This window comes from Variovorax sp. V116 (assembly GCF_041154435.1).
GTDB classification, from domain to species: Bacteria; Pseudomonadota; Gammaproteobacteria; order Burkholderiales; family Burkholderiaceae_C; genus Variovorax; species Variovorax paradoxus.
The window spans coordinates 2,334,005-2,358,407 of the sequence record NZ_AP028661.1; the positions used below are offsets into that span (position 1 = coordinate 2,334,005).

Annotated in this window: 23 protein-coding genes and 1 pseudogene; 15 read left to right on the top strand and 9 right to left on the bottom strand. The window is 67.7% G+C overall.

Annotation, left to right across the window (positions count from 1 at the left end; genetic code table 11):
• Positions 1-18 precede the first annotated feature (18 nt).
• The 5 genes from ACAM58_RS11035 to ACAM58_RS11055 all read left to right on the top strand — a co-directional run bounded on the left by ACAM58_RS11035 (position 19) and on the right by ACAM58_RS11055 (position 5,245).
• Complete coding sequence (locus tag ACAM58_RS11035) at positions 19-1,230, top strand: patatin-like phospholipase family protein (protein ID WP_369664429.1); 1,212 nt, start codon at positions 19-21, stop codon at positions 1,228-1,230.
• A 57-nt stretch (positions 1,231-1,287) separates the two neighbouring features.
• Positions 1,288-2,070 carry a 3-hydroxybutyrate dehydrogenase gene (locus tag ACAM58_RS11040; protein WP_012747339.1) on the top strand — a complete coding sequence of 261 codons (783 nt, stop codon included), beginning with the start codon at positions 1,288-1,290 and terminating at the stop codon, positions 2,068-2,070.
• 125 nt (positions 2,071-2,195) lie between these two features.
• On the top strand, positions 2,196-3,203 hold the full coding sequence (locus ACAM58_RS11045; protein ID WP_062361577.1) for a tripartite tricarboxylate transporter substrate binding protein: 1,008 nt from the start codon (positions 2,196-2,198) through the stop codon (positions 3,201-3,203).
• 43 nt (positions 3,204-3,246) lie between these two features.
• Complete coding sequence (locus ACAM58_RS11050; RefSeq protein ID WP_018902767.1) at positions 3,247-3,720, top strand: tripartite tricarboxylate transporter TctB family protein; 474 nt, start codon at positions 3,247-3,249, stop codon at positions 3,718-3,720.
• A 16-nt stretch (positions 3,721-3,736) separates the two neighbouring features.
• Complete coding sequence (locus ACAM58_RS11055; protein ID WP_278876641.1) at positions 3,737-5,245, top strand: tripartite tricarboxylate transporter permease; 1,509 nt, start codon at positions 3,737-3,739, stop codon at positions 5,243-5,245.
• Here ACAM58_RS11055 and ACAM58_RS11060 read toward each other — a convergent pair.
• Positions 5,232-6,194, bottom strand: a complete 963-nt coding sequence (locus ACAM58_RS11060; protein ID WP_369664430.1) for a GNAT family N-acetyltransferase — start codon at positions 6,192-6,194, stop codon at positions 5,232-5,234. The genes ACAM58_RS11055 and ACAM58_RS11060 overlap by 14 nt on opposite strands.
• A gap of 151 nt (positions 6,195-6,345) precedes the next feature.
• Here ACAM58_RS11060 and ACAM58_RS11065 point away from each other — a divergent pair, with 151 nt between their 5' ends.
• Entirely contained in the window at positions 6,346-8,751 is a 2,406-nt protein-coding gene (locus ACAM58_RS11065; protein WP_369664431.1) for a YgiQ family radical SAM protein, read from the top strand.
• A gap of 5 nt (positions 8,752-8,756) precedes the next feature.
• Here the strand turns inward: ACAM58_RS11065 and ACAM58_RS11070 are convergent, their stop codons facing one another.
• Positions 8,757-9,170 carry a DUF1294 domain-containing protein gene (locus ACAM58_RS11070; protein ID WP_369664432.1) on the bottom strand — a complete coding sequence of 138 codons (414 nt, stop codon included), beginning with the start codon at positions 9,168-9,170 and terminating at the stop codon, positions 8,757-8,759.
• A gap of 81 nt (positions 9,171-9,251) precedes the next feature.
• On the opposite strand from ACAM58_RS11070, the gene ACAM58_RS11075 reads away from it, so the two are divergent.
• Positions 9,252-10,178, top strand: coding sequence for a hypothetical protein (locus tag ACAM58_RS11075; protein ID WP_369664433.1), 927 nt, complete (start codon positions 9,252-9,254; stop codon positions 10,176-10,178).
• A gap of 103 nt (positions 10,179-10,281) precedes the next feature.
• A complete protein-coding gene (locus tag ACAM58_RS11080; RefSeq protein ID WP_369664434.1) occupies positions 10,282-12,402 on the top strand; it encodes an esterase-like activity of phytase family protein in 2,121 nt (706 codons plus the stop codon).
• 21 nt (positions 12,403-12,423) lie between these two features.
• Here the strand turns inward: ACAM58_RS11080 and ACAM58_RS11085 are convergent, their stop codons facing one another.
• Positions 12,424-13,302: a CoA transferase gene (locus tag ACAM58_RS11085; RefSeq protein WP_018902760.1), complete on the bottom strand. Its 879-nt coding sequence runs from the start codon at positions 13,300-13,302 to the stop codon at positions 12,424-12,426.
• Positions 13,303-13,521: 219 nt separating this feature from the next.
• On the opposite strand from ACAM58_RS11085, the pseudogene ACAM58_RS11090 reads away from it, so the two are divergent.
• Positions 13,522-14,175, top strand: a pseudogene (locus ACAM58_RS11090) (SDR family oxidoreductase); the annotation flags it as partial.
• Positions 14,176-14,392: 217 nt separating this feature from the next.
• Entirely contained in the window at positions 14,393-15,001 is a 609-nt protein-coding gene (locus ACAM58_RS11095; protein ID WP_369664435.1) for a glutathione S-transferase, read from the top strand.
• 5 nt (positions 15,002-15,006) lie between these two features.
• Here ACAM58_RS11095 and ACAM58_RS11100 read toward each other — a convergent pair whose 3' ends face one another.
• Both ACAM58_RS11100 and ACAM58_RS11105 read right to left on the bottom strand, forming a co-directional pair.
• Positions 15,007-15,396, bottom strand: a complete 390-nt coding sequence (locus tag ACAM58_RS11100) for a DUF488 domain-containing protein (protein WP_369664436.1) — start codon at positions 15,394-15,396, stop codon at positions 15,007-15,009.
• Between the two features lie 30 nt (positions 15,397-15,426).
• The gene (locus tag ACAM58_RS11105; protein WP_369664437.1) at positions 15,427-17,286 is read right to left on the bottom strand and encodes a PhoX family phosphatase; all 1,860 of its coding nucleotides are present in this window, start codon (positions 17,284-17,286) and stop codon (positions 15,427-15,429) included.
• Positions 17,287-17,378: 92 nt separating this feature from the next.
• Between ACAM58_RS11105 and ACAM58_RS11110 the strand changes: the two genes are divergently transcribed.
• Together ACAM58_RS11110 and ACAM58_RS11115 are read left to right on the top strand one after the other, a co-directional pair.
• The gene (locus ACAM58_RS11110) at positions 17,379-18,206 is read left to right on the top strand and encodes a crotonase/enoyl-CoA hydratase family protein (protein WP_369664438.1); all 828 of its coding nucleotides are present in this window, start codon (positions 17,379-17,381) and stop codon (positions 18,204-18,206) included.
• A 258-nt stretch (positions 18,207-18,464) separates the two neighbouring features.
• A complete protein-coding gene (locus tag ACAM58_RS11115) occupies positions 18,465-18,776 on the top strand; it encodes a hypothetical protein (RefSeq protein WP_012747354.1) in 312 nt (103 codons plus the stop codon).
• A gap of 30 nt (positions 18,777-18,806) precedes the next feature.
• Here the strand turns inward: ACAM58_RS11115 and ACAM58_RS11120 are convergent, their stop codons facing one another.
• The 4 genes from ACAM58_RS11120 to ACAM58_RS11135 form a co-directional block, all read right to left on the bottom strand.
• Positions 18,807-19,952: a DSD1 family PLP-dependent enzyme gene (locus tag ACAM58_RS11120; RefSeq protein ID WP_018902755.1), complete on the bottom strand. Its 1,146-nt coding sequence runs from the start codon at positions 19,950-19,952 to the stop codon at positions 18,807-18,809.
• 86 nt (positions 19,953-20,038) lie between these two features.
• Entirely contained in the window at positions 20,039-20,413 is a 375-nt protein-coding gene (locus ACAM58_RS11125; RefSeq protein WP_018902754.1) for a hypothetical protein, read from the bottom strand.
• 29 nt (positions 20,414-20,442) lie between these two features.
• Positions 20,443-20,721: a hypothetical protein gene (locus ACAM58_RS11130; protein WP_012747357.1), complete on the bottom strand. Its 279-nt coding sequence runs from the start codon at positions 20,719-20,721 to the stop codon at positions 20,443-20,445.
• A 165-nt stretch (positions 20,722-20,886) separates the two neighbouring features.
• Positions 20,887-21,090 (bottom strand): hypothetical protein, encoded by a 204-nt coding sequence (locus ACAM58_RS11135; protein ID WP_369664439.1) that lies wholly within the window; start codon positions 21,088-21,090, stop codon positions 20,887-20,889.
• Positions 21,091-22,054: 964 nt separating this feature from the next.
• Here ACAM58_RS11135 and ACAM58_RS11140 point away from each other — a divergent pair.
• The 3 genes from ACAM58_RS11140 (at position 22,055) to ACAM58_RS11150 (ending at position 24,144) form a co-directional block, all read left to right on the top strand.
• Entirely contained in the window at positions 22,055-23,047 is a 993-nt protein-coding gene (locus ACAM58_RS11140) for a MarR family transcriptional regulator (protein ID WP_369664440.1), read from the top strand.
• On the top strand, positions 23,041-23,826 hold the full coding sequence (locus ACAM58_RS11145; protein WP_278879708.1) for a hypothetical protein: 786 nt from the start codon (positions 23,041-23,043) through the stop codon (positions 23,824-23,826). The genes ACAM58_RS11140 and ACAM58_RS11145 overlap by 7 nt, the downstream gene beginning before the upstream one ends.
• Before the next feature lie 75 nt (positions 23,827-23,901).
• On the top strand, positions 23,902-24,144 hold the full coding sequence (locus ACAM58_RS11150) for a hypothetical protein (protein ID WP_369664441.1): 243 nt from the start codon (positions 23,902-23,904) through the stop codon (positions 24,142-24,144).
• Positions 24,145-24,403 lie beyond the last annotated feature (259 nt).

The following is a 24,403-nucleotide window of genomic DNA, read 5'->3' on the forward strand; positions in this document are numbered from 1 at the left end:
GGTGTCAAATGACACCATATGACGACGAAGACGACCAGGAAGCCACGTGCCGCAAGCCAAAAAACCCTCAACAACACCTTCGAGGAGCGCCGCGAAGACATGCGCGCCGCGCGCAAGGCGCTGGTGCTGCAGGGCGGCGGCGCGCTCGGCGCCTACCAGGCCGGCGTGTATGCCGCGCTCAGCGAGACCGACCTGCAGCCGCACTGGATTGCCGGCGTCTCCATTGGCGCCATCAATGCGGCGCTGATCGCGGGCAACGCGCCCGAGAAGCGCGTCGACCGGCTGCGCGAGTTCTGGCACCTCGTGTCTTCCGGGCCGGCGCAGCGCCTGCCGTCATGGCTGGGCGACCGCGCCACGCAGAACCAGTGGAGCGCCAGCATGGCGATGCTGGTGGGCATTCCGGGCTTCTTCGAGCCGCGCTATTCGCCCGCGCTGCTGATGGGCGCCGCGGCGCCGCTCCTGAGCTACTACGACACCGCGCCGCTGAAGGCCACGCTCGAGCGCCTGGTCGACTTCGACCGCATCAACGCCTGCGAGGCGCGCTTCAGCGTGGGCGCGGTCGACGTGCGCACCGGCAACTCGGTGTACTTCGACAATACGCGCCAGCGCATCGGCCCCGAGCACATCATGGCCAGCGGCGCGCTGCCGCCGGGCTTTGCGCCGGTCAGCATCGACGGCGACGACTACTGGGACGGCGGCATCGTCTCGAACACGCCGCTGCAGTACGTGCTCGACATCCATCCGCGCTCCGAGCCGCTGGTGGTGCTGCAGGTCGACCTTTTCAATGCACGCGGCGAGATGCCGCGCACGCTGTCGGGCGTGATGGAGCGGCAGAAGGACATCACCTATTCGAGCCGCACCCGCATGAACACCGATGCGCTGGCCGCCAACCTGAACCTGCAGCAGGCCATTGCCGACCTGATCTCCAAGCTGCCGGCGCGCCTTCGCAATGACCCCTCGGTGCTGGCGGTGCAGGCCGAGCTCACGCACCACCCGATCGACATCTTCCACCTGATCTACCGCGACAAGCCCTACGAGGTCGAATCGAAGGACTACGAGTTCTCGCGCGCCGCCGTCGAAGAGCATTGGGAGGCCGGCGCGCGCGACATGCGGCGCACGCTGGCGCATCCCGAGACGCTGCGCAGCGACGCCACCGTGAACGGCGTGACCACCTTCGACCTCGGCGAGCCCGGCGTGGAGCGCGTCAAGCGTCCCGGGCTCTCGCGCTGAAGGCGCCCGATTCTTGCAACCCGTTTTTTCTTCTTTCCAACCTCAAGGACATTCACCATGCAACTCAAGGACAAGGTCGCCTACATCACCGGCTCGGCCAGCGGCATCGGCAAGGAGATTGCCATCCTGTTCGCGCGCGAGGGGGCCAAGGTCGTCATTGCCGACCTCAACAAGCAGGCCGCCGAGGCCACCGCGGCCGAGCTCCAGGCAACGGGCGCGCAGGCCCTGGGCGTGGCGGTGGACGTGACCAGCGAAGAGCAGGTCGATGCCTCGGTCGAGGAGGCCGCCAAGGCCTTCGGCGGCATCGACATCCTGGTCAGCAACGCGGGCGTGCAGATCGTTCATCCGGTCGAGGAATTCAGCTTTGCCGACTGGAAGAAGATGCTCGCGATCCATCTCGACGGCGCATTCCTCACCACCAAGGCCTGCCTCAAGCACATGTATGCGCAGGGCCGCGGCGGCAGCGTGATCTACATGGGATCGGTGCACTCCAAGGAAGCTTCGCTGCTGAAGGCGCCCTACGTGACCGCCAAGCACGGGCTCATCGGCCTGGCCAAGACGGTGGCGAAGGAAGGCGCGAAGCACGGCGTGCGCGCCAACGTGATCTGCCCGGGCTTCGTGCGCACGCCGCTGGTCGAGAAGCAGATTCCCGAGCAGGCGAAGACGCTCGGCATCACCGAGGAGCAGGTCGTCAAGAACGTGATGCTGAAGGAAACGGTCGATGGCGAATTCACCACCACCGACGATGTGGCGCGCGTGGCGCTGCTGTTCGCGGCCTTCCCGACCAATGCGCTGACCGGCCAGTCGCTGGTGGTGAGCCACGGCTGGTTCATGCAGTAGCGACGTCGCCGCGCCGCGCACGGCGCACGATGGTTCACCCTAATGTCTCCGGCGAGCGAACTGTGAGAAAAACCGGTTTGCCGTTCAATCGTCATACCAATGACTTTCGCCAGGAGACAAAAACCATGCGTGTTCGTTCCGCCGGCTTTTTTTCGCGCCGCTCCTTCGTGGCCCATGCGGCAGGTGTGGCAGCAGGGCTTGCCATGTTCGCCGCGGCAGCGCCTGCGGCGGCCCAGGCGTATCCCAGCCGGCCCGTCACGCTGATCGTTCCATGGGGTGCGGGCGGCGGCACCGATGCCACGGCGCGCATCATCGCGAGCCTGCTCGAAAAGGAACTCGGCCAGCCGATGACGGTGGTGAACCGCACCGGCGGCAACGGCGTGGTGGGCCATGCGGCCATTGCCGCCGCACCGCCCGACGGCTACACCATCGGCATGGCCACGGTCGAGATCGGCATGATGCATTGGCAGGGGCTGACGCCGCTGACCAGTGCCTCGTACACGCCGATCGGCCTTGCCAATCTCGACCCGGCCGGCATCCAGGTGCGGGCCGACGCGCCCTACAAGAACGTGGCCGAGTTGCTGGCGGCCATCAAGGCCAGTCCCGGCAAGCTCAAGGCTTCCGGCACGGGACAGGGCGGCATCTGGCACCTGGCCATCGCGGGCCTCTTGCGCGACCAGAAGATCGATCCCGCGGCCGTGCCGTGGGTGCCGAGCAATGGCGCGGCGCCGGGCCTGCAGGACGTGGTTGCGGGCGGTGTCGACATCGCGCCGGTCTCGCTGCCCGAGGCGCGTTCGCTGATCGATGCGGGCAAGGTCAAGAGCCTTGCGATCATGAGCGACAAGCCCTCGGCCCTCTATCCCAACGTGCCCACGCTCAAGGCGGCCATCGGCAGCGACTGGTCGATGGCGGCCTGGCGCGGCATCGTCGCGCCCAAGGGCCTGCCGGCCGACGTGCGCGACAAGCTGGCGGGCGCGCTCAAGAAAGTGGTGGCAAGCAAGGAGTACACCGATTTCATGGCCTCGCGCGGCTTTGGGGTGATCTATGCGGGCCCCGACGACTTCGCTGCCTACATGGCCAAGTCCGACGCCGAACTCGGCGCCACGATGAAGGCCGTGGGTATCGTCAAGTGAGCGCCGGACGGCGCGCGCGCCCGCCGGGCGGAGGTGCGGCGCGATGAAATTCAACGACGCGATCTTCGGCGCGATCCTGCTGGCGCTCGGCATCGTGGTGCTTGCCGTGGTGCAGGGCTATCCGGGCATACCGGGCCAGCAGGTGGGGCCTGCGCTGTTTCCGGGGCTGATTGCCGCGGGGCTGTGCGTCTGCGGCGCGATGCTGCTGGCCAAGGGATGGCGCGAACGCCATGCCGCGGCCTGGGTGCGGCTTGGCGACTGGGCCGCTTCGCCGCGTCACGTGCTGTCCGCCGCGCTGGTCATCGGCGCGGTGCTGTTCTACATGTTCGCCTCCGAGCGGCTCGGCTTCCTGCCGACTGCAGCGATCTCGCTGCTGGCACTGATGCTCGCCATGCGCGTGCCGCCGGGCCGTGCGCTGCTGATCGCGCTGGTTGCCGCGCTGCTGATCCATGCCGCGTTCTACAAGCTGCTGCGGGTTCCGCTCCCCTGGGGCGTCCTGATGCCCATCGCCTGGTAACCGGAAACATCCATCCATGTCCGCAGCACTCTTGCAGGCTTTCTCGATGGTCTTCGAGCCCTACACCATCCTCGTGATGGTGCTGGCCTCGCTCTATGGCCTGTTCGTCGGCGCGGTGCCGGGGCTGTCGGCCACCATGGCGGTGGCGCTGCTGGTGCCAGTCACCTTCTTCATGCAGCCGATCCCGGCCATTGCGGCCATGGTGACTGCCACCGCCATGGCCATCTTCTCGGGCGACATCCCGGGCTGCCTGCTGCGCATTCCGGGCACGCCCGCGTCCGCCGCCTACACCGACGAAGCCTTCGCGATGACGCGCAAGGGCATGGCCGAGACGGCATTGGGCGCGGGGCTGGTGTTCTCGGCCGTGGGCGGTCTTTTCGGTACGGTGGTGCTGATCGTGGCGGCGCCCGCGCTGGCCGACTTCGCGCTCAACTTCAGTTCCTTCGAGTACTTCTGGCTCGTGCTGCTGGGCCTGACATGCGCGGTGTTCATCACCTCCGACCGGCCGCTCAAGGGCATGATCACGCTGCTGCTCGGCCTGCTGGTGGCCTGTGTGGGGCTCGGCAATCCGGCGGGCTTTCCGCGCTTCACCTTCGGCAATGCCGAGATGACCGGCGGCATCGGCATGATCCCGATGATGATCGGCATGTTCGCCATCTCGGAGGTGATCCGCTTCGCGGTCGACACGCTGCCGCCGGGCGAGGTGGTGGTCGAGAAAGTGGGCAGCGTGCTCTCGGGCCAGTGGGCGCTGGCCAAGAAGTATCCGGTGCAGATACTGCGCGGCAGCCTGCTGGGCACGGCGGTGGGTGCGCTGCCGGGTGCGGGTGCCGACATTGCGGCATGGATGTCGTACGCCATGAGCAAGAAGTTCTCCAAGGAGCCCGAGAAGTTCGGCACGGGCCATGTCGAAGGCATTGTCGAATCGGGTTCGGCCAACAACAGCGCACTGGCCGGCGCGTGGATTCCGGCGCTGGTGTTCGGCATCCCGGGCGACTCGATCACGGCCATCGTGATCGGCGTGCTCTACATGAAGAACCTCAATCCGGGGCCGACGCTGTTCACCACCAATCCGCAGAACATCTATGCGGTGTTCATGCTGTTCATCATCGCCAACATCATCATGATTCCGCTGGGCATCCTGTGCATCAAGGTGGCCAAGCGCATCCTGCGGGTGCCGCGCAACGTGCTGATGCCGCTGATCCTGCTGTTCTGCATCGTGGGCGCGTTTGCCATCAACAACTCGCTGTTCGACGTGGGCGTGATGCTCGTGGCGGGCATGGTGGCCTACCTGCTCGAGGAGAACGGCTTTCCCATCGCGCCGGCGATCCTGGGCGTGGTGCTCGGCGGCATGCTCGAAGAGAACTTCATCACCTCGATGATCAAGTCGGACGGCAACCTGGCCGGCTTCGTGTCGCGGCCGATTGCCGCATCGCTGGCGGCGGTGGTGCTGCTGGTGTGGCTCGCGCCCCTGCTGAAAAAGCTGTGGCTGAGGGGGCGGCGCACCGCTTCGTCTACTGCAGCTTGAGCGACCAGGTCTCGCCCACGAGCTGCTGGCCGAAGCCTTCGTAGGGCTCGGCCTTGTCGAGCTTGAAGCCCCGCTTGGCGTAGATGGCGCGCGCGGCCGCCAGGCAGCTGTTGGTCCAGAGCACCATCTTGCGATAGCCCTTGCCGCGCGCGAAGGCGATGCATTCGTCGGTCAGGCGCGCGCCCAGGCCCAGGCCGCGTGCGGATGGCGAGAGCAGCAGCAGCCGCAGCTGGGCCGTGGTGGCCGACTTGCGCACCACGAAGATCGCGCCCACGCGTTCGCCGTCGAGCTCGGCGATCCAGCACTTCTCCCACGCGGGCTGGAACTTGCGCACGAACTGCGCCACGATGTCGGCCACCAGCGCCTCGAACTCGCTGTTCCAGCCGTACTCGCGCGCATAGAGCTCGCCGTGCTGCTGCACCACCCAGCCCATGTCGCCGGGCAGCGGGTCGCGCAGCACGATGGTGCGCGTGCGCGCCGCCGGGGCCGCAGCGGGATCGAGCGCGCGCTCGATGCGCGCCATGGCATCGATCAGCTGCTGGCGCCCGTGCGGAGGCACCGGCGCGAGCAGGGCGGCTGCCTCGTCGCGCGATTTCTGTTGCAGCGGCGCAAATGCGGCGTGGCCGGCTTCGGTGAGGCGCAGCACGCTTTGGCGCGCGTCGCGCGGGTGCGGCGCGCGCGTGAGCCAGCCGGCCGCTTCGAAGCGGCGCAGGATGCGGCTCATGTAGCCGGCGTCGAGCCGCAGGTCGCGGCTGATCTCGCTGGCCACCGGCGTTTCCCGGTGGGCCAGCTCGTACAGCACCCTGACATCGGTCAGCGACATGTCGCTGCCAAGGTAGGGATCGAGCACGCCGATGCGGCTCGTGTAGAAGCGGTTGAAGCGACGGATCGCCTTGACCGCGGCGGCGTCGGGCACGGGCGAATTGTCCTGAATGGTTGCTGTTGTCATATTGATGGTTGACTGAGGCAACCATTTAATAGCCTTGCCGCAGGCGCGTCAACAGCCGCCAACGCGACAGAAGTGGTGGAAAACCCTAAAATCGCGGGTTGCCCACTGCCGCGCCGTGCCCGCCAAGCCGCCGCGGCCAACTTCCCCACTGATGAACGCCCCCGTCGACGTCTCCTTTTTTGCGCGTGCCGCCAAGCCGCTGACCAGCTACCGCAAGTACTGGGCGGCCCGTTTCGGCACGGCCAAATTCCTGCCGACCACGCGCAAGGAGATGGACGCGCTCGGCTGGGACAGCTGCGACATCATCGTGGTGACGGGCGACGCCTACGTCGACCACCCGAGCTTCGGCATGGCCGTGATCGGCCGCATGCTCGAGGCGCAGGGCTTCCGCGTGGGCATCATCGCCCAGCCCGACTGGCAGAGCGCCGAGCCCTTCAAGGCGCTGGGCAAGCCGAACCTGTTCTTCGGCGTGACCGCCGGCAACATGGATTCGATGATCAACCGCTACACGGCGGACCGGAAGATCCGCAGCGACGACGCCTACACGCCCGGCGACGTCGGCGGCGCCAGGCCCGACCGCGCGGCCATCGTGTATTCGCAGCGCTGCAAGGAAGCCTGGAACGACGTGCCGATCATCCTCGGCGGCATCGAAGGGTCGCTGCGCCGCATCGCCCACTACGACTACTGGCAGGACAAGGTCCGCCGCTCGATCGTGGTCGACTCGAAGTGCGACCTGCTCTTGTACGGCAACGCCGAGCGCGCCATCGTCGAGATCGCGCACCGGCTGGCGGCCCGCGAGCCGGTGCACGAGATCACCGACGTGCGCGGCACCGCCTTCGTGCGGCGCGACACGCCCGCGGACTGGTTCGAGATCAACTCCACCAGCGTGGACGAACCCGGCCGCGTCGAAGCCCACGTCAACCCCTACCTGATGGTGTCCGAGCAGGCCAAGGCCAACGGCGCCACCTGCGCCAAGGAAGAAGAGGCCCAGGCCGTGGCGCAGGCCGCGGAGGCAGGGGCTGCGGCGGCGAACCCGGTGAACCCCGCCATCAAGCCGCTGACCTTCGTGCCGAATCCCGCGCTTGCGCCGCGCGCAAGGATCAAGGTGCCGCCGCGCGACCGCAGCGTGATCCGCCTGCCGTCGTACGAGCAGGTGCGCGCCGACCCGGTGCTCTACGCGCACGCCAACCGCGTGCTGCACCTGGAGACCAACCCCGGCAACGCCCGCGCGTTGGTGCAGGCGCACGGCGAGGGCGCCACCGCGCGCGACGTGTGGATCAACCCGCCGCCCATTCCGCTCACCACGGCCGAGATGGACCACGTGTTCGACCTGCCGTATGCGCGCAGCCCGCACCCGCGCTACGCCGACGAGAACGGCAGCCACGACGGCGCCACCAAGATCCCCGCGTGGGAAATGATCCGCTTCAGCGTGAACATCATGCGCGGCTGCTTCGGCGGCTGCACCTTCTGCTCGATCACCGAGCACGAGGGCCGCATCATCCAGAGCCGCTCGGAAGAATCGATCATCAAGGAGGTCGAGGCCATCCGCGACAGCGTGAGCGGCTTCACCGGCACCATTTCCGACCTGGGCGGGCCCACGGCCAACATGTACCGGCTCGGCTGCAAGAGCCCCGAGATCGAGGCCGCCTGCCGCAAGCCCAGCTGCGTGTATCCGGGCATCTGCCCGAACCTGGGCACCAACCACGATCCGCTCATCAAGATCTACCGCCGCGCGCGTGCGCTCAAGGGCATCAAGAAGATCCTCATCGGCTCCGGCCTGCGCTACGACCTGGCCGTGCAGTCGCCCGAGTACGTGAAGGAACTGGTGCAGCACCACGTCGGCGGCTACCTGAAGATCGCGCCCGAGCACACCGAGCAGGGCCCGCTCACCAAGATGATGAAGCCCGGCATCGGCAGTTACGACAAGTTCAAGCAGATGTTCGAGAAGTTCTCGGCCGAGGCGGGCAAGAAGCAGTACCTCATTCCGTACTTCATTGCCGCGCATCCGGGCACCAGCGACGAGGACATGATGAACCTCGCGATCTGGCTCAAGAAGAACGGTTTCCGCGCCGACCAGGTGCAGACCTTCTACCCGAGCCCGATGGCAACGGCCACCACGATGTACCACACCAACAAGAATCCGCTGCGCAAGATCACGCGCGAGAGCGAGACGGTGGACATCGTGCGCGGCGACAAGCGCCGCCGCCTGCACAAGGCCTTCCTGCGCTACCACGACGCCAACAACTGGCCGCTGCTGCGCGAGGCCTTGAAGAGCATGGGCCGCGCCGACCTGATCGGCAACGGCAAGCACCACCTGATCCCGACGTGGCAGCCGCTGACCGATGGCGGCTACACGAGCGCGCGGCGCAAGAACTCGACCACTGCGCCGGTGGCCGCCAAGGCGTCGGCGCCTGTCAGGCTGGCGCCGGTGAAGCCCTCGAAGGGCCGCATCCTCACGCAGCACACCGGCCTGCCGCCGCGCGACAACGGTTCGGCGCCGGCGCCGCGCAAGGCCTCGGCCGGCCCGGTGCGCGGCAGCATCCGCAAGCCGCGCTGAGTTGTTCAGCCCGCGAGCAGGCTCGCGGGCAGCAGCTTGCCGACCCAGGCCGCTACGGCGGCCATATTCAGCAGCACGGTGGCCCAGTACACCGCCATGAAGCTCGCCTTGCGCGACTTGTGGCGAAAGAGCCGCTGCGCGCACCACGCGCCCGGCCATCCCCCCGCCAGCGACAGCAGGTGCAGCGTGCTTTCCGCCGTGCGCCAGCGGCCGGCCTGCGCGGCGCTCTTGTCGAAGCCGTAGACGGCGAAGGCCAGCAGGCTGATCAACAACAGCACGCCCAGCGCAATGGGCGGCAGGCGCGTGGTCCACACCCCATACCCGAGCAGCCCCGCATAGCCCAGGATCAGCAGGCCGATGGGCAGGATCGACGAGGAAGACGAGGCCACCGGCTCGCGGCGCCGGCCTTGGCGCTTCATGGCGTGCGGGAAGAAGGAGGACACATGGCCGCGATTCTCCCTTGCCGGGGCGGTGGCCGTCTCTTGTGTATGGTGTGGTCCATGAGCAGTCCGTTCCATTTGCCGGCTCCATGGTTGCGCGCACTGGCGTGCGCCGTCCTGCTCGCGTTTTCCGCGCATGCCCCGGCGGCGTCGCCCGACACCTCGCCCGCACCGGCCTCGGCCTCGGCCGCGGCGCAGGCACTGCGCGCCACGCACCAGCGCATGGGTGCGAAGCTCGCGCAGAACGGCTTCGGGCGGCCCATCCAGCTGGACTCGATGGAGACGCCGAACGGGCTGCAGGGCGACATCTACGCGGTGGTGGACCACCCGCTGCCGGAGATCAGCGCCGCGCTCAAGGAGTCCGCCCGCTGGTGCGAACTGCTCATGCTGCACGTCAACAACCGCCGCTGCCGCACCGGCACGTCGCCGCAAGGCGGCGAGATGCTGACGCTGTTCGTGGTGCGGCGCTACGACAAGCCGGTCGAACAGGCGTTCCAGCTGCCCTTTGCCTATCGCGTGGCCAGCGCGACGCCGGAGTACCTGTCGGTCGAGATGAATGCGGCCAACGGGCCGCTCGGAACCAGCAACTACCGCGTCATGCTCGAGGCGGTGGCACTCGACGGGCAGAAGAGCTTCCTGCATTTCGGCTACAGCTACGACCACAACATGATGGTTCGCATGGCCACCGAGGCGTACCTGGCCACCTTCGGCCGCAACAAGGTGGGCTTCACGGTGGTGGGCAAGGAGGCCGACGGGCAGCCCGACTACATCCGCGGCACGCGCGGGCTGGTGGAGCGCAATGCGATGCGCTACTTCCTCACGCTCGACACCTATCTCTCTTCGGGAGCCGGAGCACCGGCCGAGCGGCGGGAACGTTCCTGGTTCGCCGCGGCCGAGCAGTATCCGCGGCAGCTGCACGAGGTCGACCTGGACACCTATCTCGCGATCAAGCGCGAGGACCGGCAGCGCGACGGCGCCGGCCGCTGAGCACGCGCATCCCCGGCTTCCTGCTTTCACTGGCTTGTCACACGCCGCGGCGCTAATCGCCGGGGCCTGTGCCTGTTGCGCAGGCGCAAAACAAGGACAAGCGATGGCGAAGAAGACAAGAGGATCGAGGATGGGCTGGCTGGCGCTCGCGGGTGCCGCCGGTGCGCTGGTGGCTGCCTGCGGTGGCGGCAGCGGCGGCGGAGGAGGAGGGTGGGCATTTCCCGTGACGGGCGGTGGTGGTGGGAGCGGCACCACCAACCCGCCGGCTGCGCAATCGAAGACCGGCATCTTCCTCGACGCGGCCGTCGAGGGCCTCGACTACACCACAGGCGGCGCCGCCGCGGCCAGCACCAACGCGAATGGCGAATTCAGCTGCAAGGATGGCGAGACCGTGGCCTTCAGCGCCGGCGCGCTCGCGCTCGGCAGCGCGGCCTGCGGAGACGCGGTCACGCCGCTGACCCTGGCCGGCGGCACTGACGTGAAGGCCGATGCGGTCGTCAATCGCCTGCTGGCATTGCAGAGCTTCGACGAGGACCGCGATCCCTCGAACGGCATCCGGCTGACGCCTGCGCTCAAGGCCGGATTGACGGCAGGCGCGCTCGATTTCGGCGCCTCGGCCGAGGCCTTCGACACCGCGCTCAATGCCGTGCTCGCCGCGCTGCCCGCGCCGTACGCCACGCGCACGGTCGACGCCGCCCGCCGCATGCTGGCGCGCGAGCACTTCGAAAACACCCTGGCCTCGCGCCTGGCTGCCCCCGTGACCGAAGCCGCCACGCAGGCCAACCAGCTCGGCGCCATCGGCATCGGCGTGACGCGCTACCAGCTGCAGGCCGACGCCCGTTTCAACGTGCCCTATGAAGGCGACAACGCCAGCATCAAGGCCGATTTTCCCCAGGGCTTCCTGCCGGCCTACGGCTCGGGGCTCGCGTTCAAGGGCAAGGCGGACGACGGCGCGCTCGAGTTCTATGCCATCACCGACCGCGGCCCGAACGGCGACGGCCCGACCGCGCCCGTGCCCGGCGGCAATGGCGCCACCAGCATCAGCAAGGTGTTCCCGGCGCCGTCGTTCGCGCCGAGCTACGGCATCGTGCGCATCGGCAAGACGGGTGCCGTGCTCGCCTCGAGCCTGCCGCTCAGGCTCGATGCCGGCAGGAAGATCAGCGGCCTGCCGCCGCAGTCAGGCGTGGGCTCGACCGGCGAGACGCCGCTGACCGACCGCTACGTGTTCGACGCCGCCAAGGCCAACTTCGATGCCAACGGGCTCGACCCCGAGACGCTGGTGCTCGACAAGGCGCGCAACGTGCTGTGGACCAGCGACGAATACGGCCCCTTCATCGCGCGCATCAACATGGCGACCGGTGTGATCGAGAAGAAATACGCACCGGGCAGCGGCGCCGCCGACCTGCCGCTGGTGCTGGCGCAGCGCCGGCCCAACCGCGGCATGGAAGGTTTGACGCTCGATGCTGCGAGCGGCGTGCTGCACGGCTTCCTGCAGAGCCCGATCGATCCGCGCGATGGCAGCGGCAAGTCGATCAAGGCCAGGCCGCCGGGCGGCAGCAACACCGACGTGCGCCACATCGCGAAGTTCACGCGCTGGCTCGCCTTCGACCCGGCCACCGAAACCTCGAAGCTCTACGCCTACCCGATCGACGGCAGCCAGTACGACAAGGACCGCACCGGCAACGCCAAGCTCGGCGACGTGGTGAGCCTGGGCAACGGCCGCTTCATCGTGATCGAGCAGGGCGCGCGCAAGAGCGACGGCAAGGTGGCCAACAAGCTGATGCTGGTGGAGCTGCCGGCCAACGCGACGGACATCAAGGCCTTCGACCACAACCTGGAGATCAGCAGCATCACGCAGGCGCCCTCGGGCACCGCCGACTATTCGAGCGTGGTGACGATGCGCAAGACCGAGCTGCTCGACCTCAATGCACTGGGCTGGCTGGCCGAGAAGGCGGAGGGCCTGACGATCGTGGACGACCAGACCCTGGCGCTGGTGAACGACAACGACTTCGGCCTGGGCACGGTGCTGCTCGATGCCGGTGGCAAGACCCTGGCCGGCAGCGTCGAGGACTGCACGGCCGACGCCGGCGGCGTGCTCAGCGGCTGCCCCGCGGGCGCCACCGGCGCGCGCATCACGCGCGGCTCCGACCTGGAGCGGCCGACGCGCATCTGGCTCATCAAGCTCGACCGCAAGCTCGGCGAGCTGCGCCTGCCGGCGTCCTGAGGACGCACGCAGGCCGCTCTGTCAGTTGGCCAGCGTGAGCAGCGGCACGTCGCGCTCGCGGCTCATGGCATCGAGCTCGGCGCGCGTGCGCGTTGCGAGCCAGGCGGCCAGCGCCGCGTGCGTGGCCGGCGCCGTCATGTCGGGCGGCGACACGCCCGCGGCCTCGCAGAGCCGGGCCGCGAAGTGCGGCTCCAGCGCCGCCACCGCCACGCGGCCGTCGGCGCAGGGATAGACGCGGTAGCCCGCATGGGCGCCGCCGACCGTGCCCGTGGGCTGCGTGAGGCCCCAGGTGCGCGGCAGCGCCAGCCAGTCGGCCGAGGCATTGAGCGCCACCTCGAGGTACAGCCCGTTCGCGCCGGCCGCGGACCGCGCATGCAGGGTGGCTTGCAGCACGGCTTCGCTCGCGAGCAGCGCGCCGCCCATGTCGGCAAAGAGCGTGGGCGGCAGCTCGGTGCCGGTGACGAGGCCGCTTTCGGCGAGGTAGGTCAGGTCGTGGCCCGGTTCCTCGGCGCGTGCACCGGGCGCGCCGACGATCGCCACTTGCGACAGCCGCGGATGCCGCTCCTGCAGCGCAGCCCGGTCGAGGCCGAGCTTGGCCAGCGCAGAAGGGCGGAACGAGGTCAGCAGCACGTCGGTCTGCGCGAGTTCCGCATGCAGCTGCTGCCGTCCGGCCTCGGACTTGAGGTCGGCGGTGCGGACCGCGATCCCTTCGTGCAGCGCGGCATAGGCAGGCTTGTTGTAGTGCCCCATCGGGTCGCCCGCGGGCGGCTCGAACTTCACGCAGGCGGCGCCCATGGCCCGGCAGCGCAGCAGCGCCGCGGGGCCCGGAAGGTTGAGCGCAAGGCTCAGCACGCGTACGCCTGCAAGCGGCTGGAAGGGGGAGGCTGTGGAAGTTGGCATGGGCGGATTCCAGGGACCAGGTCGGCTGCCATTCTCACCCGGTGCCGGGAGCCGGTTTTCGCAAGCCGCGGCACCGGCAGCGCGCGTAGCATGTGCGACGGCGGCGCTCCCTGCCTTGGCGCTGCCGCAACGACCAAGGAGACCACCATGTTCGAACCTTCCCTCATGACCGGCCAGCGCATTCTCGTGACCGGCGGCGGCACCGGCCTGGGCCGGGCCATGGCCGAGCGCTTCCTGGGCCTGGGCGCCGACGTGGCCATCTGCGGCCGGCGCCAGTCGGTCTGCGAGGAAACCGCGGCCGCGTGGCGCCAGCAGTTTCCGGGGCGCCGCATCGACACCTTTGGCGTCGACATCCGCGTGGCGCAGAGCGTCGACGAGATGGTCGAGAGCCTGTTCCAGGGCGGCGGGCTCACAGGGCTCGTCAACAATGCCGCCGGCAACTTCGTCGCGCCGACCGAGAGCCTCTCGCCGCGCGCCTTCGACGCGATTGCGAACATCGTCTTCCATGGCAGCTTCTACGTCACGCAGGCGGTGGGCAAGCGCTGGGTGGCGGAAGCGAAGGCCGGCAAGTGGAAAGAGGGTGATGCGATGCGCAGCGTGATGAGCATCATCGTCACCTGGGTCGACAACGGCAGCCCCTACGTGGTGCCCTCGGCCATGAGCAAGGCCGGCATCGAGGTCATGACCAAGTCGCTCGCGGTGGAGTGGGCGCGCCATGGCATTCGCCTGAACGCCGTCGGGCCGGGCGAGATTCCGACCGAGGGCATGAGCAAACGCCTCAATCCCGGCGAGGAGCCCGGCGCGCGCAGCAAGAAGACCAACCCGATGGCGCGTACCGGCCGCATGAGCGAGCTGCAGAACCTTGCGGCCTTTCTCATGGCGCCAGGCCAGTGCGACTGGCTCACCGGCCAGAGCATCATGATGGACGGCGGCAACGCGCTGGCCACGGGCGGCAACTTCTACGAGCTGCGGCAGTGGAGCGACGACGACTGGCAGGCCGCGCGCGACGCATCGAGGCGCAGAACCAGAAGGACAAGGCGCAGCGCTGACAGGCGTTATCGTTGCGCCCCATCCCTCAGGAAAAAACAAGATGCAGCTCATCGGCATGCTCGACTCCCCCTACGTGCGCCGCGCGGCCATTTCGCTGCGCCTGCTGGGGCTTGCGTTCGAACACCGGTCGGTCTCGGTCTTCAGCACCTTCGACGAGTTCCGGGCGATCAACCCCGTGGTCAAGGCGCCGACGCTGGTGTGCGACGACGGCACGCCGCTGATGGATTCCACGCTGATCATCGACCACGCGGAAAGCATCGCGGGCCGCAGCCTCATGCCGGCCGGCGGCGCCGAGCGGCTGCATGCGCTGCGGGTGCTGGGGCTCGCGCTCGCGGCCTGCGAGAAGACGGTGCAGATCGTCTACGAGCGCAAGCTGCGCCCGCCCGAGAAGCAGCATGCGCCATGGGTCGACCGGGTGCGGGGCCAGTTGGCCGCCGCCTATGCGGGGCTCGAGGCCGAGATTTCCAGGCTGCCGCCGGTGGCCGATGAAGCCACCCTCGGGCAGGCCGGCCTGACCAGCGCCGTGGCGTGGGGCTTCACGCAGATGATGGTTCCCGAACTGGTCGCACCGGCCGACTGCCCCTCGCTCGCAGCCTTTGCCGCCGCTGCGGAAAGGCTGCCGGCCTTCGTGGCCCTGCCGCCGGCCTGAACGGATCAGTTCGCGATGTCCGCCCCGCGCTCGGCCAGCAGGCCGCGCAGCAGCGAGCGGTGGCAGCGCGACTCGTCCTCGCAGTAGCAGCCGACCGAAAACGCCGCGGTGTGCGACAGGGCGGCCAGCAGGTCGATGCTGCGGCTCGCATCGGCCTCGGCCATCTCGGACTTGTACTTGCGCATGAAGGTGTTCCACTGCGCGGGGGTTTCCGCCTCCTGGCCCAGCTTCATGGTCTCCGCGGAAGGCGCGAGATTGGGATACCACACGTCATACCAGTCCTGCGATGCGAACTCGGTCTTCGGAACGCCGCGCGGCGGGCGGCGCACGGTGCCGATGCGCAGGCCCTCTCCGGCCGTGCGCGGCGTGCCCAGGCGAACGATGCGGATGCTCATGCAAGGTCTCCTTCTTGTGCTTCCTTGGCTTCAGGTGCCGACGATATCGCCGTCGCGCCGGCGGATCGCCAGCGTGGCCGATCGCGGCCGCGCGCTGCCGGACACGGTGCCATCGGGCCAGGCGCTGTTGGGCGTGGCGCTGCCGTCGTCGCGCGATTCGCCCGGGTGCTGGATGTTGACGAACAGCGTGCGCCGGTCCGGCGTCACCACGCAGCCCGTGACCTCGCTGCCGCTGGGTGCCGTGAGAAAGCGCTTGATGCGCCCCGTGGCCGGATCGGCGCACAGCATCTGGTTGTTGCCGAGCGAGGCATAGGGCGGCTTGCCGATGAGCTGGCCGCTCATGTCGGTCTGGATCCAGAGCAGGCCGCCGCTGTCGAAATGCAGGCCGTCGGGGTTGCCGAAGACGTCGGCATCGTCCGACGGATAGTGCGCGCCGCTGCCCGCCTGCGCGGGATCGCCGGCCAGCGCGAAGTGGTCCCAGCCGAAGCCCGCGCTGGCGGCATCCCCGCCGTCCTCGCGCCAGCGCAGGATGCCGCCGAAGAGATTGCCGGCACGCGGGTTGGCCGCATCGGGCGCGGGCTTGCCCGGCTCGCCGCGCTGGCTGTTGTTGGTGAGCGTGACGTACACCTCGCCGCTCTGCGGATGCACCGCGATCCATTCGGGACGGTCCATCCTGGTGGCGCCCACCGCATCGGCGGCCAGCCTGGCGTGGATCAGCACCTCGGCCTGGTCGGCAAAGCCGCTGTCCGCGTCGAGGCCGTTGCGGCCGTGCACGAGCTCGAGCCACTGGCCGCGGCCGTCGGCATCGAAGCGTGCGGCGTAGAGCGTGCCTTCGTCGAGCAGGCGGCTGTTGGCGGAGGCGCGGGCGCCGTCGCCGGCCATCGAGACCTTGCCGTGGCTCACGAACTTGTAGATGTATTCGAACCTGGCGTCGTCGCCCATGTAGACGACCACGCGCCCGTCCTTGGCAAGCGTGCAGGTCGCGCTTTCCTGGCGCTTGCGCCCGAGCGCGGTGCGCTTGACCGGCTTGGCCGCGGGGTCGAAGGGATCGATTTCCACCACCCAGCCGAAGCGGTGGGGCTCGTTCGGATGCCGGCTCATGTCGAAGCGCTCCTCGAAGCGCCAGTACTCCACCCATTGCGAGCCCGGCACCGTGCCGTAGCGGCGCTGTGCGGGCGTGGCGTCCTTCGCTGCTTCCTTCGGGCCGCCGAAGTAGCCGTGGAAGTTTTCCTCGCAGGTCAGGTAGGTGCCCCAGGGCGTGACGCCCATCGCGCAGTTGGCGAAGGTGCCGAGCACTTCGTCGCCGGCCGGATTGGCGGCGGTGCGCATCGGCACCGCGCCCGCGGCGGGGCCGGCGATGCGCATGGGCGTCTGCCCGTGCACGCGCCGTGCGTAGGGCGAGGGCCGCACCTGGCGCCAGCCGCCCCGCGTGAGGCGGATCTCGATGACCGAGACGCCCATCGCATGCAGCGACTTGCGCACCCTCTCGGCGGTCCATTCCTTGCCGCCGCCCGCATGGAGCAGTTGCTCGTCGGTGTATTCGTGGTTCATCACGAGCAGGCCGCGGTCCGGCGACGCGAGCGTAAAGAAGTGCATGCCGTCGTGGTGCATGCCGGCCTGCAGCGCCTGGTCGGCGGCGCTGTTGCTGCCGTCGGGCGCGAAGGCCGGCATCGGCTGCCCGGCGATGCCGGTGGGCGTACCCCAGGGATAGAGCAGCTGCCATTCGTATTCGGGCGGCACCACTACCGCATCGCGCAGCGACGCCGGCACCGCGGTGAAGCCGAGCATGGGCCGGCCCGGGCCGGCGGGTGCGCTGGCGCCCTGGGAATGGAGCAGCGCCACCACGGCGGCGGCACCCGATTGCAGAAAGATCCGGCGGTCCAGGGGCATGGGTCCAGGGGTGTTGGGTAGGCGACAGGCGCCATCATCGCCGAGCGCACGTGCCGGGCGATACTGGCGCAGGAACCGAAGGAGACATTGCCATGGCCGAGCGAATCGAATGGACCCGCCACCCCGACGGCGTGGTGCAACTGCTGCTTGCACGCGCGGACAAGATGAACGCGCTCGATCCCGCGATGTTCGACGCGCTGATCGAAGCGGGCGAGGCCCTGCGCGGCGACGCCGCGGTGCGCGCGGTGGTCATCTCGGGCCAGGGCAAGGCGTTTTGCGCGGGCCTGGACATGGCCTCCTTCGAGCGCATGGGGCAGGGCGCCGCCAGCGCGGTGCTGGGTGCGGCCGCGGGCGGCACTGACCTGTCCGCACGCACGCACGGCATTTCGAATGCAGCCCAGTACGTGGCCATGGCCTGGCGCGAGGTGCCGGTGCCCGTGATTGCCGCGGTGCACGGTGTGGCTTTCGGCGGCGGCTTCCAGGTGGCGCTGGGGGCCGACATCCGCATCGTGGCGCCCGACACCAGGCTGTCGGTCATGGAAATCAAGTGGGGCCTGGTGCCCGACATGGGCGGGATGGTGCTGATGCGCGAACTCGCCCGCAGCGACGTGGTGCGCGAGCTCACCTTCACGGGCCGCATCTTCTCGGGCGAGGAAGCGCTGCAGCTCGGCTTTGCCACGCGGCTGGCGGCCGATCCGCTGGCAGAGGCGCTTCAGATGGCGCACGGCATCGCGGGCAAGAGCCCCGACGCCATCCGGGCCGGCAAGCGCCTGCTCAACGCGGCGCTGTCGCACAGCGCGGCCGAGCTGCTGATCGCCGAATCGGTGGAGCAGCAGGCCTTGATCGGAAGCGCGAACCAGAAGGAGGCCGTGCAAGCCAACATCGAACGGCGTCCGCCGCGGTTCGGCTCGTCGGCCTGAGCCGCCCCAAAGAGGACCCCCAAAGGCCGGATTCAGGCCTCTTTTTTTGCCTTTTTGGTGCAGAAAGCAGGCAAACCGTCACATCCGGCTGGCGATATGTAAGAATTAAGTATCCTTTGTAGGGTGTGCGATCTTCGCCACAAAGCTTCAATTTGTGTGAGGAAGATCACGTCTCGCAAAGGAAAAAGGGCCGGGAAAGGTGGATGTCTTGGTCACATTCCCTAACAATTAATCCTTTTGATTGCGACGGCGCTCTGCATGTCGACCACTTTTTTCTGCAACCTCAGCTTGCCCGTGCTGGTGGGCGAGGATCGCTACAGGTACTTGCCCGTCGTCGCGGTCTTCCGCAGCATCCCGTTCGACCAGGTGGACGAGTGGGTGATGCATCCCGACGGCCAGCCGCGCAGCGATCGCGAATTGGCAGCGGAAGTGCTCGTGGAAATCCGCGAGCCGGCTGGCGGCAGCGTACGCAGTGCGCTGCACTCCTTCGAGGTGGCCGATGTCCTCCAGCTGGACCGTGCGGCCGCCATCGTCGTATCGACCTTTCTTGCAGCCCTGCCGCGCGCCTGACGAACGCGGGGGCCCCGATGCGGGGCTTCTTCAGTGCCTGCCGCGCGCGTCCACCGGCCAGATGGCGACCAGCGTGTCGCCGTCGACCACGTGGTAGGCGTCGTGCAGGTTGACGGTCGGGTCGCAATGCGGCGTGATGAACTCCACCCGGTCGCCGAGCGCGGGCCGCTGCCCGGCGCAAAACAGCTTGCCGTGCTCGTCGCCGAAGAAGGCGTAGCGGCTCGCCGGATCGGCCCCGCGCACCACCAGCGGCACGCCGCAGTCGGTCGCAAAGCACTTGGTGCCGCCGTCCACGGTGACCCATTCCGCCGCATTGGTGCTCACCACCGCCGTCTGCACGAACAGCGACACCTCGAAGGGTGAAGGCTGCCCCGGGCTGGCCTGCAGCACCTGTGCATATTCCGCATCCATGAACACATAGGAGCCGGCCTGCAGTTCGGTGAAGGCGTCCCGCTGCGCGTCGAGGTCGTGCGTGCCGGTGCCCGCACCCGTGACGATCTCGAAGTGAATGCCGCTGCGCCTCGCCTCCGCAACGATGCGCGCGATGGTTTCGCGCAGGCGGGCCGCGGCGGCGCTGCGCTGCTCGCGGTCGACGATGTGCTGCAGGTTGCCGGCATAGGCCTGCAATCCGCGCAGCTTCAGGCGCGGCTCGGCCGCGATGCGGCGTGCAAGCTCGAGCACCTGCGCCTCGCTGGCCGCGCCCGTGCGGTTGTAGCCGGCGCCGTAGTCGACCAGCACCTCGAGCGGATGCGGCAGGCCGAGCGTGGCGGCGGCCAGGTCCGCGGCATTGCGCGGGTCGTCCACCACCACCATCATTCCGCCGGGGCCGGCCAGCCTGGCCAGCTTGACCACGCGCGCGATCTTGCTCGGCGTGACGGCCGGGGAGGTGATCAGCACGTCCGGAATGCCGGCCTTGACCATGACCTCGGCCTCGCCCAGCGTGACACAGCTCACGCCGATGGCGCCCGCGGCAACCTGGCGGCGCGCGATCTCCACCGACTTATGCGTCTTCACGTGCGGCCGCAGCCCGACGCCGCGCGCCTTGGCAAAGGCGGCCATGCGCTCGATGTTGCGCGTCAGTGCGCCAAGGTCGAGCAGCAGCGTCGGCGTGTCGAGCGACTGCCGGCCGCCGGCAATTCCGATCAGCGGTTGGTTGACTTGCGAATCAGGAAGCATGGAAAACCTTCGGAGTGCGGGGCGCGCATCGGCGCGATGAACGAATGGCGAAATGATCGCACCGAAAGGCTTGCGGCGATGCGTCGTCAGTCGTCCTGTGCCGGCAGCCGATGCGCCGGGCGCCGCAGCGCCAGCCACCAGAAGAACCCCGCGTTGACGGCCCAGCCTCCGGCCAGCAGGAGCAGCGCGGTCTGCGCCACGCCCGGCGCAAGATCGAGCGTCAGCAGGGCGAGCGACCAGGGCAAGGCCCCCGTGATCGCCGCCAGCATGGCCGTCTCGCTGTCCGGAAAGGCCGCGCTCGAAACAACGCACACCAAGCCCGCGGCCGTATAGGCGAGCGCGCCGGCGCGCCACCAGGAAGGAAAGATCGGTCGGGTGTCCATGGTGTGCATGGTGCAACGATTGCAGAGGGCCGTGGCATGCCGCGACAGCCGCTCGCGCGAAGCGATGTAAGCCTTCATGCGATGGCGGGCGAGCCGTCGGAGAGAGATCAACCGGCCGGGTTGTGCCGGCAGGGAAGCGCGAAGGCGACCGAAGGCAGGTCGGGACGCGGCCCCTCGCCCGATCCGAAGTAGCGCGCGGCAGCGCGTCCCAGGTTGGTGACCTCGTGCACCGTTGCAGAGGGCGGTGCCGCGCCTTGCGATGGCGCGAACGCCACCTTGATGTACCCGGCATCGCGCAGGTCCTTGAGCCGGTCTATTTCAGACGGACTGTGAAACCGCGCCGGCAGCTGCGTCATGAGGATCTGCTTGAAAAGCGTATGCGCCACGTTACGGCTCCCGACCTGAAGGTGATGGGGTAACAAGCGCGCGCATCGTTGCGCGCCAGTCCGGTGCGGAAGATACCCCGCCCGATGCGGCCTATCGATTCCACGTTCGGCATAGGCCTTGGCATACGGGTAGCGCAGGGCCGGCCCTCGAAAGCGGTCTTCTTCCTAGCGCGATCTGGCTGGACTGGTGCTCTCCTGGGCCGGTGTCGCGGCGCCGCTGGCAGGAACGTTGCCCGGTCCTTTCGATGGATCGGTGATGCCGTAGAAGAAAAGCACCGCCACCACGATGACCGCGATGACGGCCAGCAGGATCCACATCAGGCGGCGGCCGATGTCGCCTTGCTTGCGCTGCTCTTGTTGGGTTGCCATGAACCCAGCCTGAACCTGCAAGGCGCCGGTGCCATGTCGCTTTGGCGCCTCTTGCTGACGGTGGATTTCCTACGTTGGCCCGCCTCAGTTGCTGAGCCACAAAGCAAGCAGCGCGAGCAGGTACACGAGAACCAAGAAGCAATTTCCGGGCAGCTGGCTGCGTTCCATGTGCGTTCTCCAGTGAGGTGGACAACCGGCGCCGCTTGTTTGCCTGTCTTGGATCAAAGCGTTTCGCCGTGAAGCCACTGTAGGAATTGCGCCGCACGCGCGCATGAGCGGTGCGCACCTTTTCCGGTGAGACAAATGTCCTCACTGCCGCTGCCCACGACGTGACAGGGCTCGGAGACGGCGAGGTGCTGCATTTCCGGGCGCCACGCCCCAACTCAGCCGTGGCAACGCTTTCCGGCCATGCGCGCGTGTTTGTGCACCGCCTTATCCACCGCAACGGTGGAGAACTCTCCCTCTGCCATGGGTGGATCAGAGGGCGTCAGCGAGAAAAGTTGTACACATTTGGTATTACATATGGGTAATAACTAACTCGCGATGCAAGCGGAGAGAACGATCAAGCTGCTTTCCGTCGCGCAGGACTCCGCTGCCTCCCTTTGCTGGGCGGAATCTCAGCGGTTTGTCGTGGTTGCTCGTGGAGCAGAGAAGTGGCCCCGGAGGGGATCGAATATTTGGCTAGAAACCGCATGGGCGCTCGCTTCTGGCGGTTCTGGTGGCATCAGGTACCTACAAAAATACCGACAAAAACTGAGGCCTCTCGTCATGTCGCACGTTTGCCACGCGCAAGCGCTGGGTCCCGAGTTGTGCGAGGGAATAGCGAGTCCTCGTTCCGATTATGTCTGGTTCTCGGACCGCTCGGCACGGGGCCGGGAACAGTCAACAGCGCCATGATAACGCCGGTTTGCACGATAACAGTGTATGTGTTATCGTGCAAAATTAAAGTTATTCAGGATGAGCCTTGCCAACCCTCACGACCGCCGTTCTGCGCTACCTCCATGAGGTCCTGGGCATTGAAGCGCGAGCCGTGAAGCCGTGGGCGCGTGCCAACGAACTGCCGTACTTCCTTCGCGATGCCTTCCAGTTCAGCGAACTGGAACTGCTGGGGCAGCCCATTGTCCTGGCGATCGGGCGCGCGCAGGCCAAGCAGTCCCTCAGCGAAGTCCGGACTTGGCTGGACAAGGTCCAGGCCTTGGCCGGTCAGCCGGCGGTCTACGTCACCGATGCACTGGCCTCCTACGACCGTCGACGCTTGATCGAGCAAAAAGTCCCGTTCATCGTGCCGGGCAACCAACTCTATCTGCCGGACCTGGGTCTGGACCTGCGCGAGTATTTTCGGCGGCGCACGCCGGCCACGGAAGCGCTGAGCCCTTCCGCGCAAGCCATGCTGATCACTGCCTTGCTGCGCCAGCCATGGCAATCCGATTGGCAGCCCTCTGAGATCGCAGTCGCCTTAGGCTACACGCCCATGACACTGTCACGCGCGGTCAAGGAACTGACTGCGGCCGGGCTGGCGACGGCATACACGGTCGGCCGCTCGCGCTGGCTGCGAATGGAACTCCCGCCGGGGCAGGTCTGGGAGCGTGCGAAGCCCGCACTGCGGACGCCGGTCAGGCGTACGGTCTGGGTGGCCGCCCATGGCACCGTTGCGCACCGGCCCAGCCGCCTCGCGGGTCTGAGCGCGCTCGCGCGCTATTCCATGCTGACCGAGCCGAAATGGCCGGTGTTTGCGTTGGCCGCCGCTGACTGGAAGGCTGCGACGGATGCCGGCGTTCGCGAGTTGCCTGAGCCCGAAGCGGGCGCCCAAGAATGGCAGCTGTGGAGCTACAGCCCGGCGTTGGTGCCAGACGCCGACACCGTGGACCCGCTCTCGCTGACGCTCAGCCTGCAGGAGAACGCCGACGACCGAATCCAGCTCGCACTGGATGAACTGAAAGGACGACTTCCATGGTGAGAGGCTTGGACATTTTCCGGGAGCGCTTTGCGGCATACGTCGACCAGTACGTCCTGATTGGCGGCACGGCCGCGACCTTGACGATGGAGGAGGCCGGGCTGGAATTCCGCGCCACCAAAGACCTGGACATCGTCCTGCATGTGGAGGCGCTGACCCCGGCATTTGGCGAGGCCTTCTGGAAATTCGTCGAGGACGGTCGCTATGAAATCCGCCAGGGCAGCGACACCGGAAAACCAATCTTCTATCGGTTCCAGAAGCCCGCTGATGCTCGCTACCCGGCGATGGTCGAGCTGTTCGCGAGAGCCCCCGACGGATTGCAACCGGCTGATGGCAGTCAGCTGACACCCATACCGCTCGACGAAGCCGTCTCCAGCTTGTCTGCCATCTTGCTGGACGAGGTCTACTACGCATTCATCATGGCTGGGCGCCGCGAAGTCGATGGCCTGCCCTGGGTCGGCGAAGACCGCCTGATCCCGCTCAAGGCCATCGCGTGGCTGGAACTCACGGCGCGAAAAGAGCAGGGCGCTAAGGTGGACGCCAAGGACGTGCGCAAGCACCTCAACGATGTTCTGCGCCTTTCACAACTGCTCGCACCCGCCACACGCATCGCGGTCGATGAAAAGATCAGCGCCGACATGACGCGGTTCCTTGTTGCCGTTGCTGCGGACACATCCGTCGACCCGAAAACGCTGCAGCTCGGCAACGTCGCCGTCGCCGAATTGGTAGCCCGTATCGCCCAAGCATACGAAATTGAACTGCCTGCGCAGGCGGCGGGATGACGGACGAGAAGTCAAGCGGAGCGGGTCGGTGGGCAGCCAGTCTGACCGGAACTCACAAAGAACGGAGGAGGAGACATGGCATTGTTCAAGGCTTGGTGCGCTGGCACTGAGGACAAAAGCAAGAAGAAGACATTCCGAACGTACTTGGAAAAAGATGGCGGCCGTGCAGCCGCTCTTACGCAGCCGGGCGAAACCGTCAAGACGCACTATGGCCAGGCTGACCCGATCGCTGACGATGTTGCCCGCCTCGGATACGACGGCGCCTCCGAAATTCTGAGGGGCACTGCTGCCTCAGTCGAAGCGCGCGCGCTCCGGTGATCTCGGCGAAATCCTGGCCTCTGAACTGGTCGAGGAGGACATGGGCTTTCGTGTTCCCGTTTGGCGGATGCGATTCAAAGATGACGGCGAGACCGCCCATCGCGTTGCGGCTTGAGGCTATGCCAACGCACATGCAGCGCAGGGGCGGGCCCGGTTTGACGGCAACCCGGCGTTGCTGGCTTGACGCCGATTTTTTACTGCCATTTGCTTGTGCAGAACGAGGCCGCGTGCTGGCCCTGGAGGATGCCGCCACGAAACT

Bases quoted from the DNA above. Each gene is read 5' to 3' on its own strand.
- ACAM58_RS11035 (WP_369664429.1), top strand. From the start codon at position 19: ATGACGACGAAGACGACCAGGAAGCCACGTGCCGCAAGCCAAAAAACC.
- ACAM58_RS11040 (WP_012747339.1), top strand. From the start codon at position 1,288: ATGCAACTCAAGGACAAGGTCGCCTACATCACCGGCTCGGCCAGCGGC.
- ACAM58_RS11045 (WP_062361577.1), top strand. From the start codon at position 2,196: ATGCGTGTTCGTTCCGCCGGCTTTTTTTCGCGCCGCTCCTTCGTGGCC.
- ACAM58_RS11050 (WP_018902767.1), top strand. From the start codon at position 3,247: ATGAAATTCAACGACGCGATCTTCGGCGCGATCCTGCTGGCGCTCGGC.
- ACAM58_RS11055 (WP_278876641.1), top strand. From the start codon at position 3,737: ATGTCCGCAGCACTCTTGCAGGCTTTCTCGATGGTCTTCGAGCCCTAC.
- ACAM58_RS11060 (WP_369664430.1), bottom strand. From the start codon at position 6,194: ATGACAACAGCAACCATTCAGGACAATTCGCCCGTGCCCGACGCCGCC.
- ACAM58_RS11065 (WP_369664431.1), top strand. From the start codon at position 6,346: ATGAACGCCCCCGTCGACGTCTCCTTTTTTGCGCGTGCCGCCAAGCCG.
- ACAM58_RS11070 (WP_369664432.1), bottom strand. From the start codon at position 9,170: ATGAAGCGCCAAGGCCGGCGCCGCGAGCCGGTGGCCTCGTCTTCCTCG.
- ACAM58_RS11075 (WP_369664433.1), top strand. From the start codon at position 9,252: ATGAGCAGTCCGTTCCATTTGCCGGCTCCATGGTTGCGCGCACTGGCG.
- ACAM58_RS11080 (WP_369664434.1), top strand. From the start codon at position 10,282: ATGGCGAAGAAGACAAGAGGATCGAGGATGGGCTGGCTGGCGCTCGCG.
- ACAM58_RS11085 (WP_018902760.1), bottom strand. From the start codon at position 13,302: ATGCCAACTTCCACAGCCTCCCCCTTCCAGCCGCTTGCAGGCGTACGC.
- ACAM58_RS11095 (WP_369664435.1), top strand. From the start codon at position 14,393: ATGCAGCTCATCGGCATGCTCGACTCCCCCTACGTGCGCCGCGCGGCC.
- ACAM58_RS11100 (WP_369664436.1), bottom strand. From the start codon at position 15,396: ATGAGCATCCGCATCGTTCGCCTGGGCACGCCGCGCACGGCCGGAGAG.
- ACAM58_RS11105 (WP_369664437.1), bottom strand. From the start codon at position 17,286: ATGCCCCTGGACCGCCGGATCTTTCTGCAATCGGGTGCCGCCGCCGTG.
- ACAM58_RS11110 (WP_369664438.1), top strand. From the start codon at position 17,379: ATGGCCGAGCGAATCGAATGGACCCGCCACCCCGACGGCGTGGTGCAA.
- ACAM58_RS11115 (WP_012747354.1), top strand. From the start codon at position 18,465: ATGTCGACCACTTTTTTCTGCAACCTCAGCTTGCCCGTGCTGGTGGGC.
- ACAM58_RS11120 (WP_018902755.1), bottom strand. From the start codon at position 19,952: ATGCTTCCTGATTCGCAAGTCAACCAACCGCTGATCGGAATTGCCGGC.
- ACAM58_RS11125 (WP_018902754.1), bottom strand. From the start codon at position 20,413: ATGAAGGCTTACATCGCTTCGCGCGAGCGGCTGTCGCGGCATGCCACG.
- ACAM58_RS11135 (WP_369664439.1), bottom strand. From the start codon at position 21,090: ATGGCAACCCAACAAGAGCAGCGCAAGCAAGGCGACATCGGCCGCCGC.
- ACAM58_RS11145 (WP_278879708.1), top strand. From the start codon at position 23,041: ATGGTGAGAGGCTTGGACATTTTCCGGGAGCGCTTTGCGGCATACGTC.
- ACAM58_RS11150 (WP_369664441.1), top strand. From the start codon at position 23,902: ATGGCATTGTTCAAGGCTTGGTGCGCTGGCACTGAGGACAAAAGCAAG.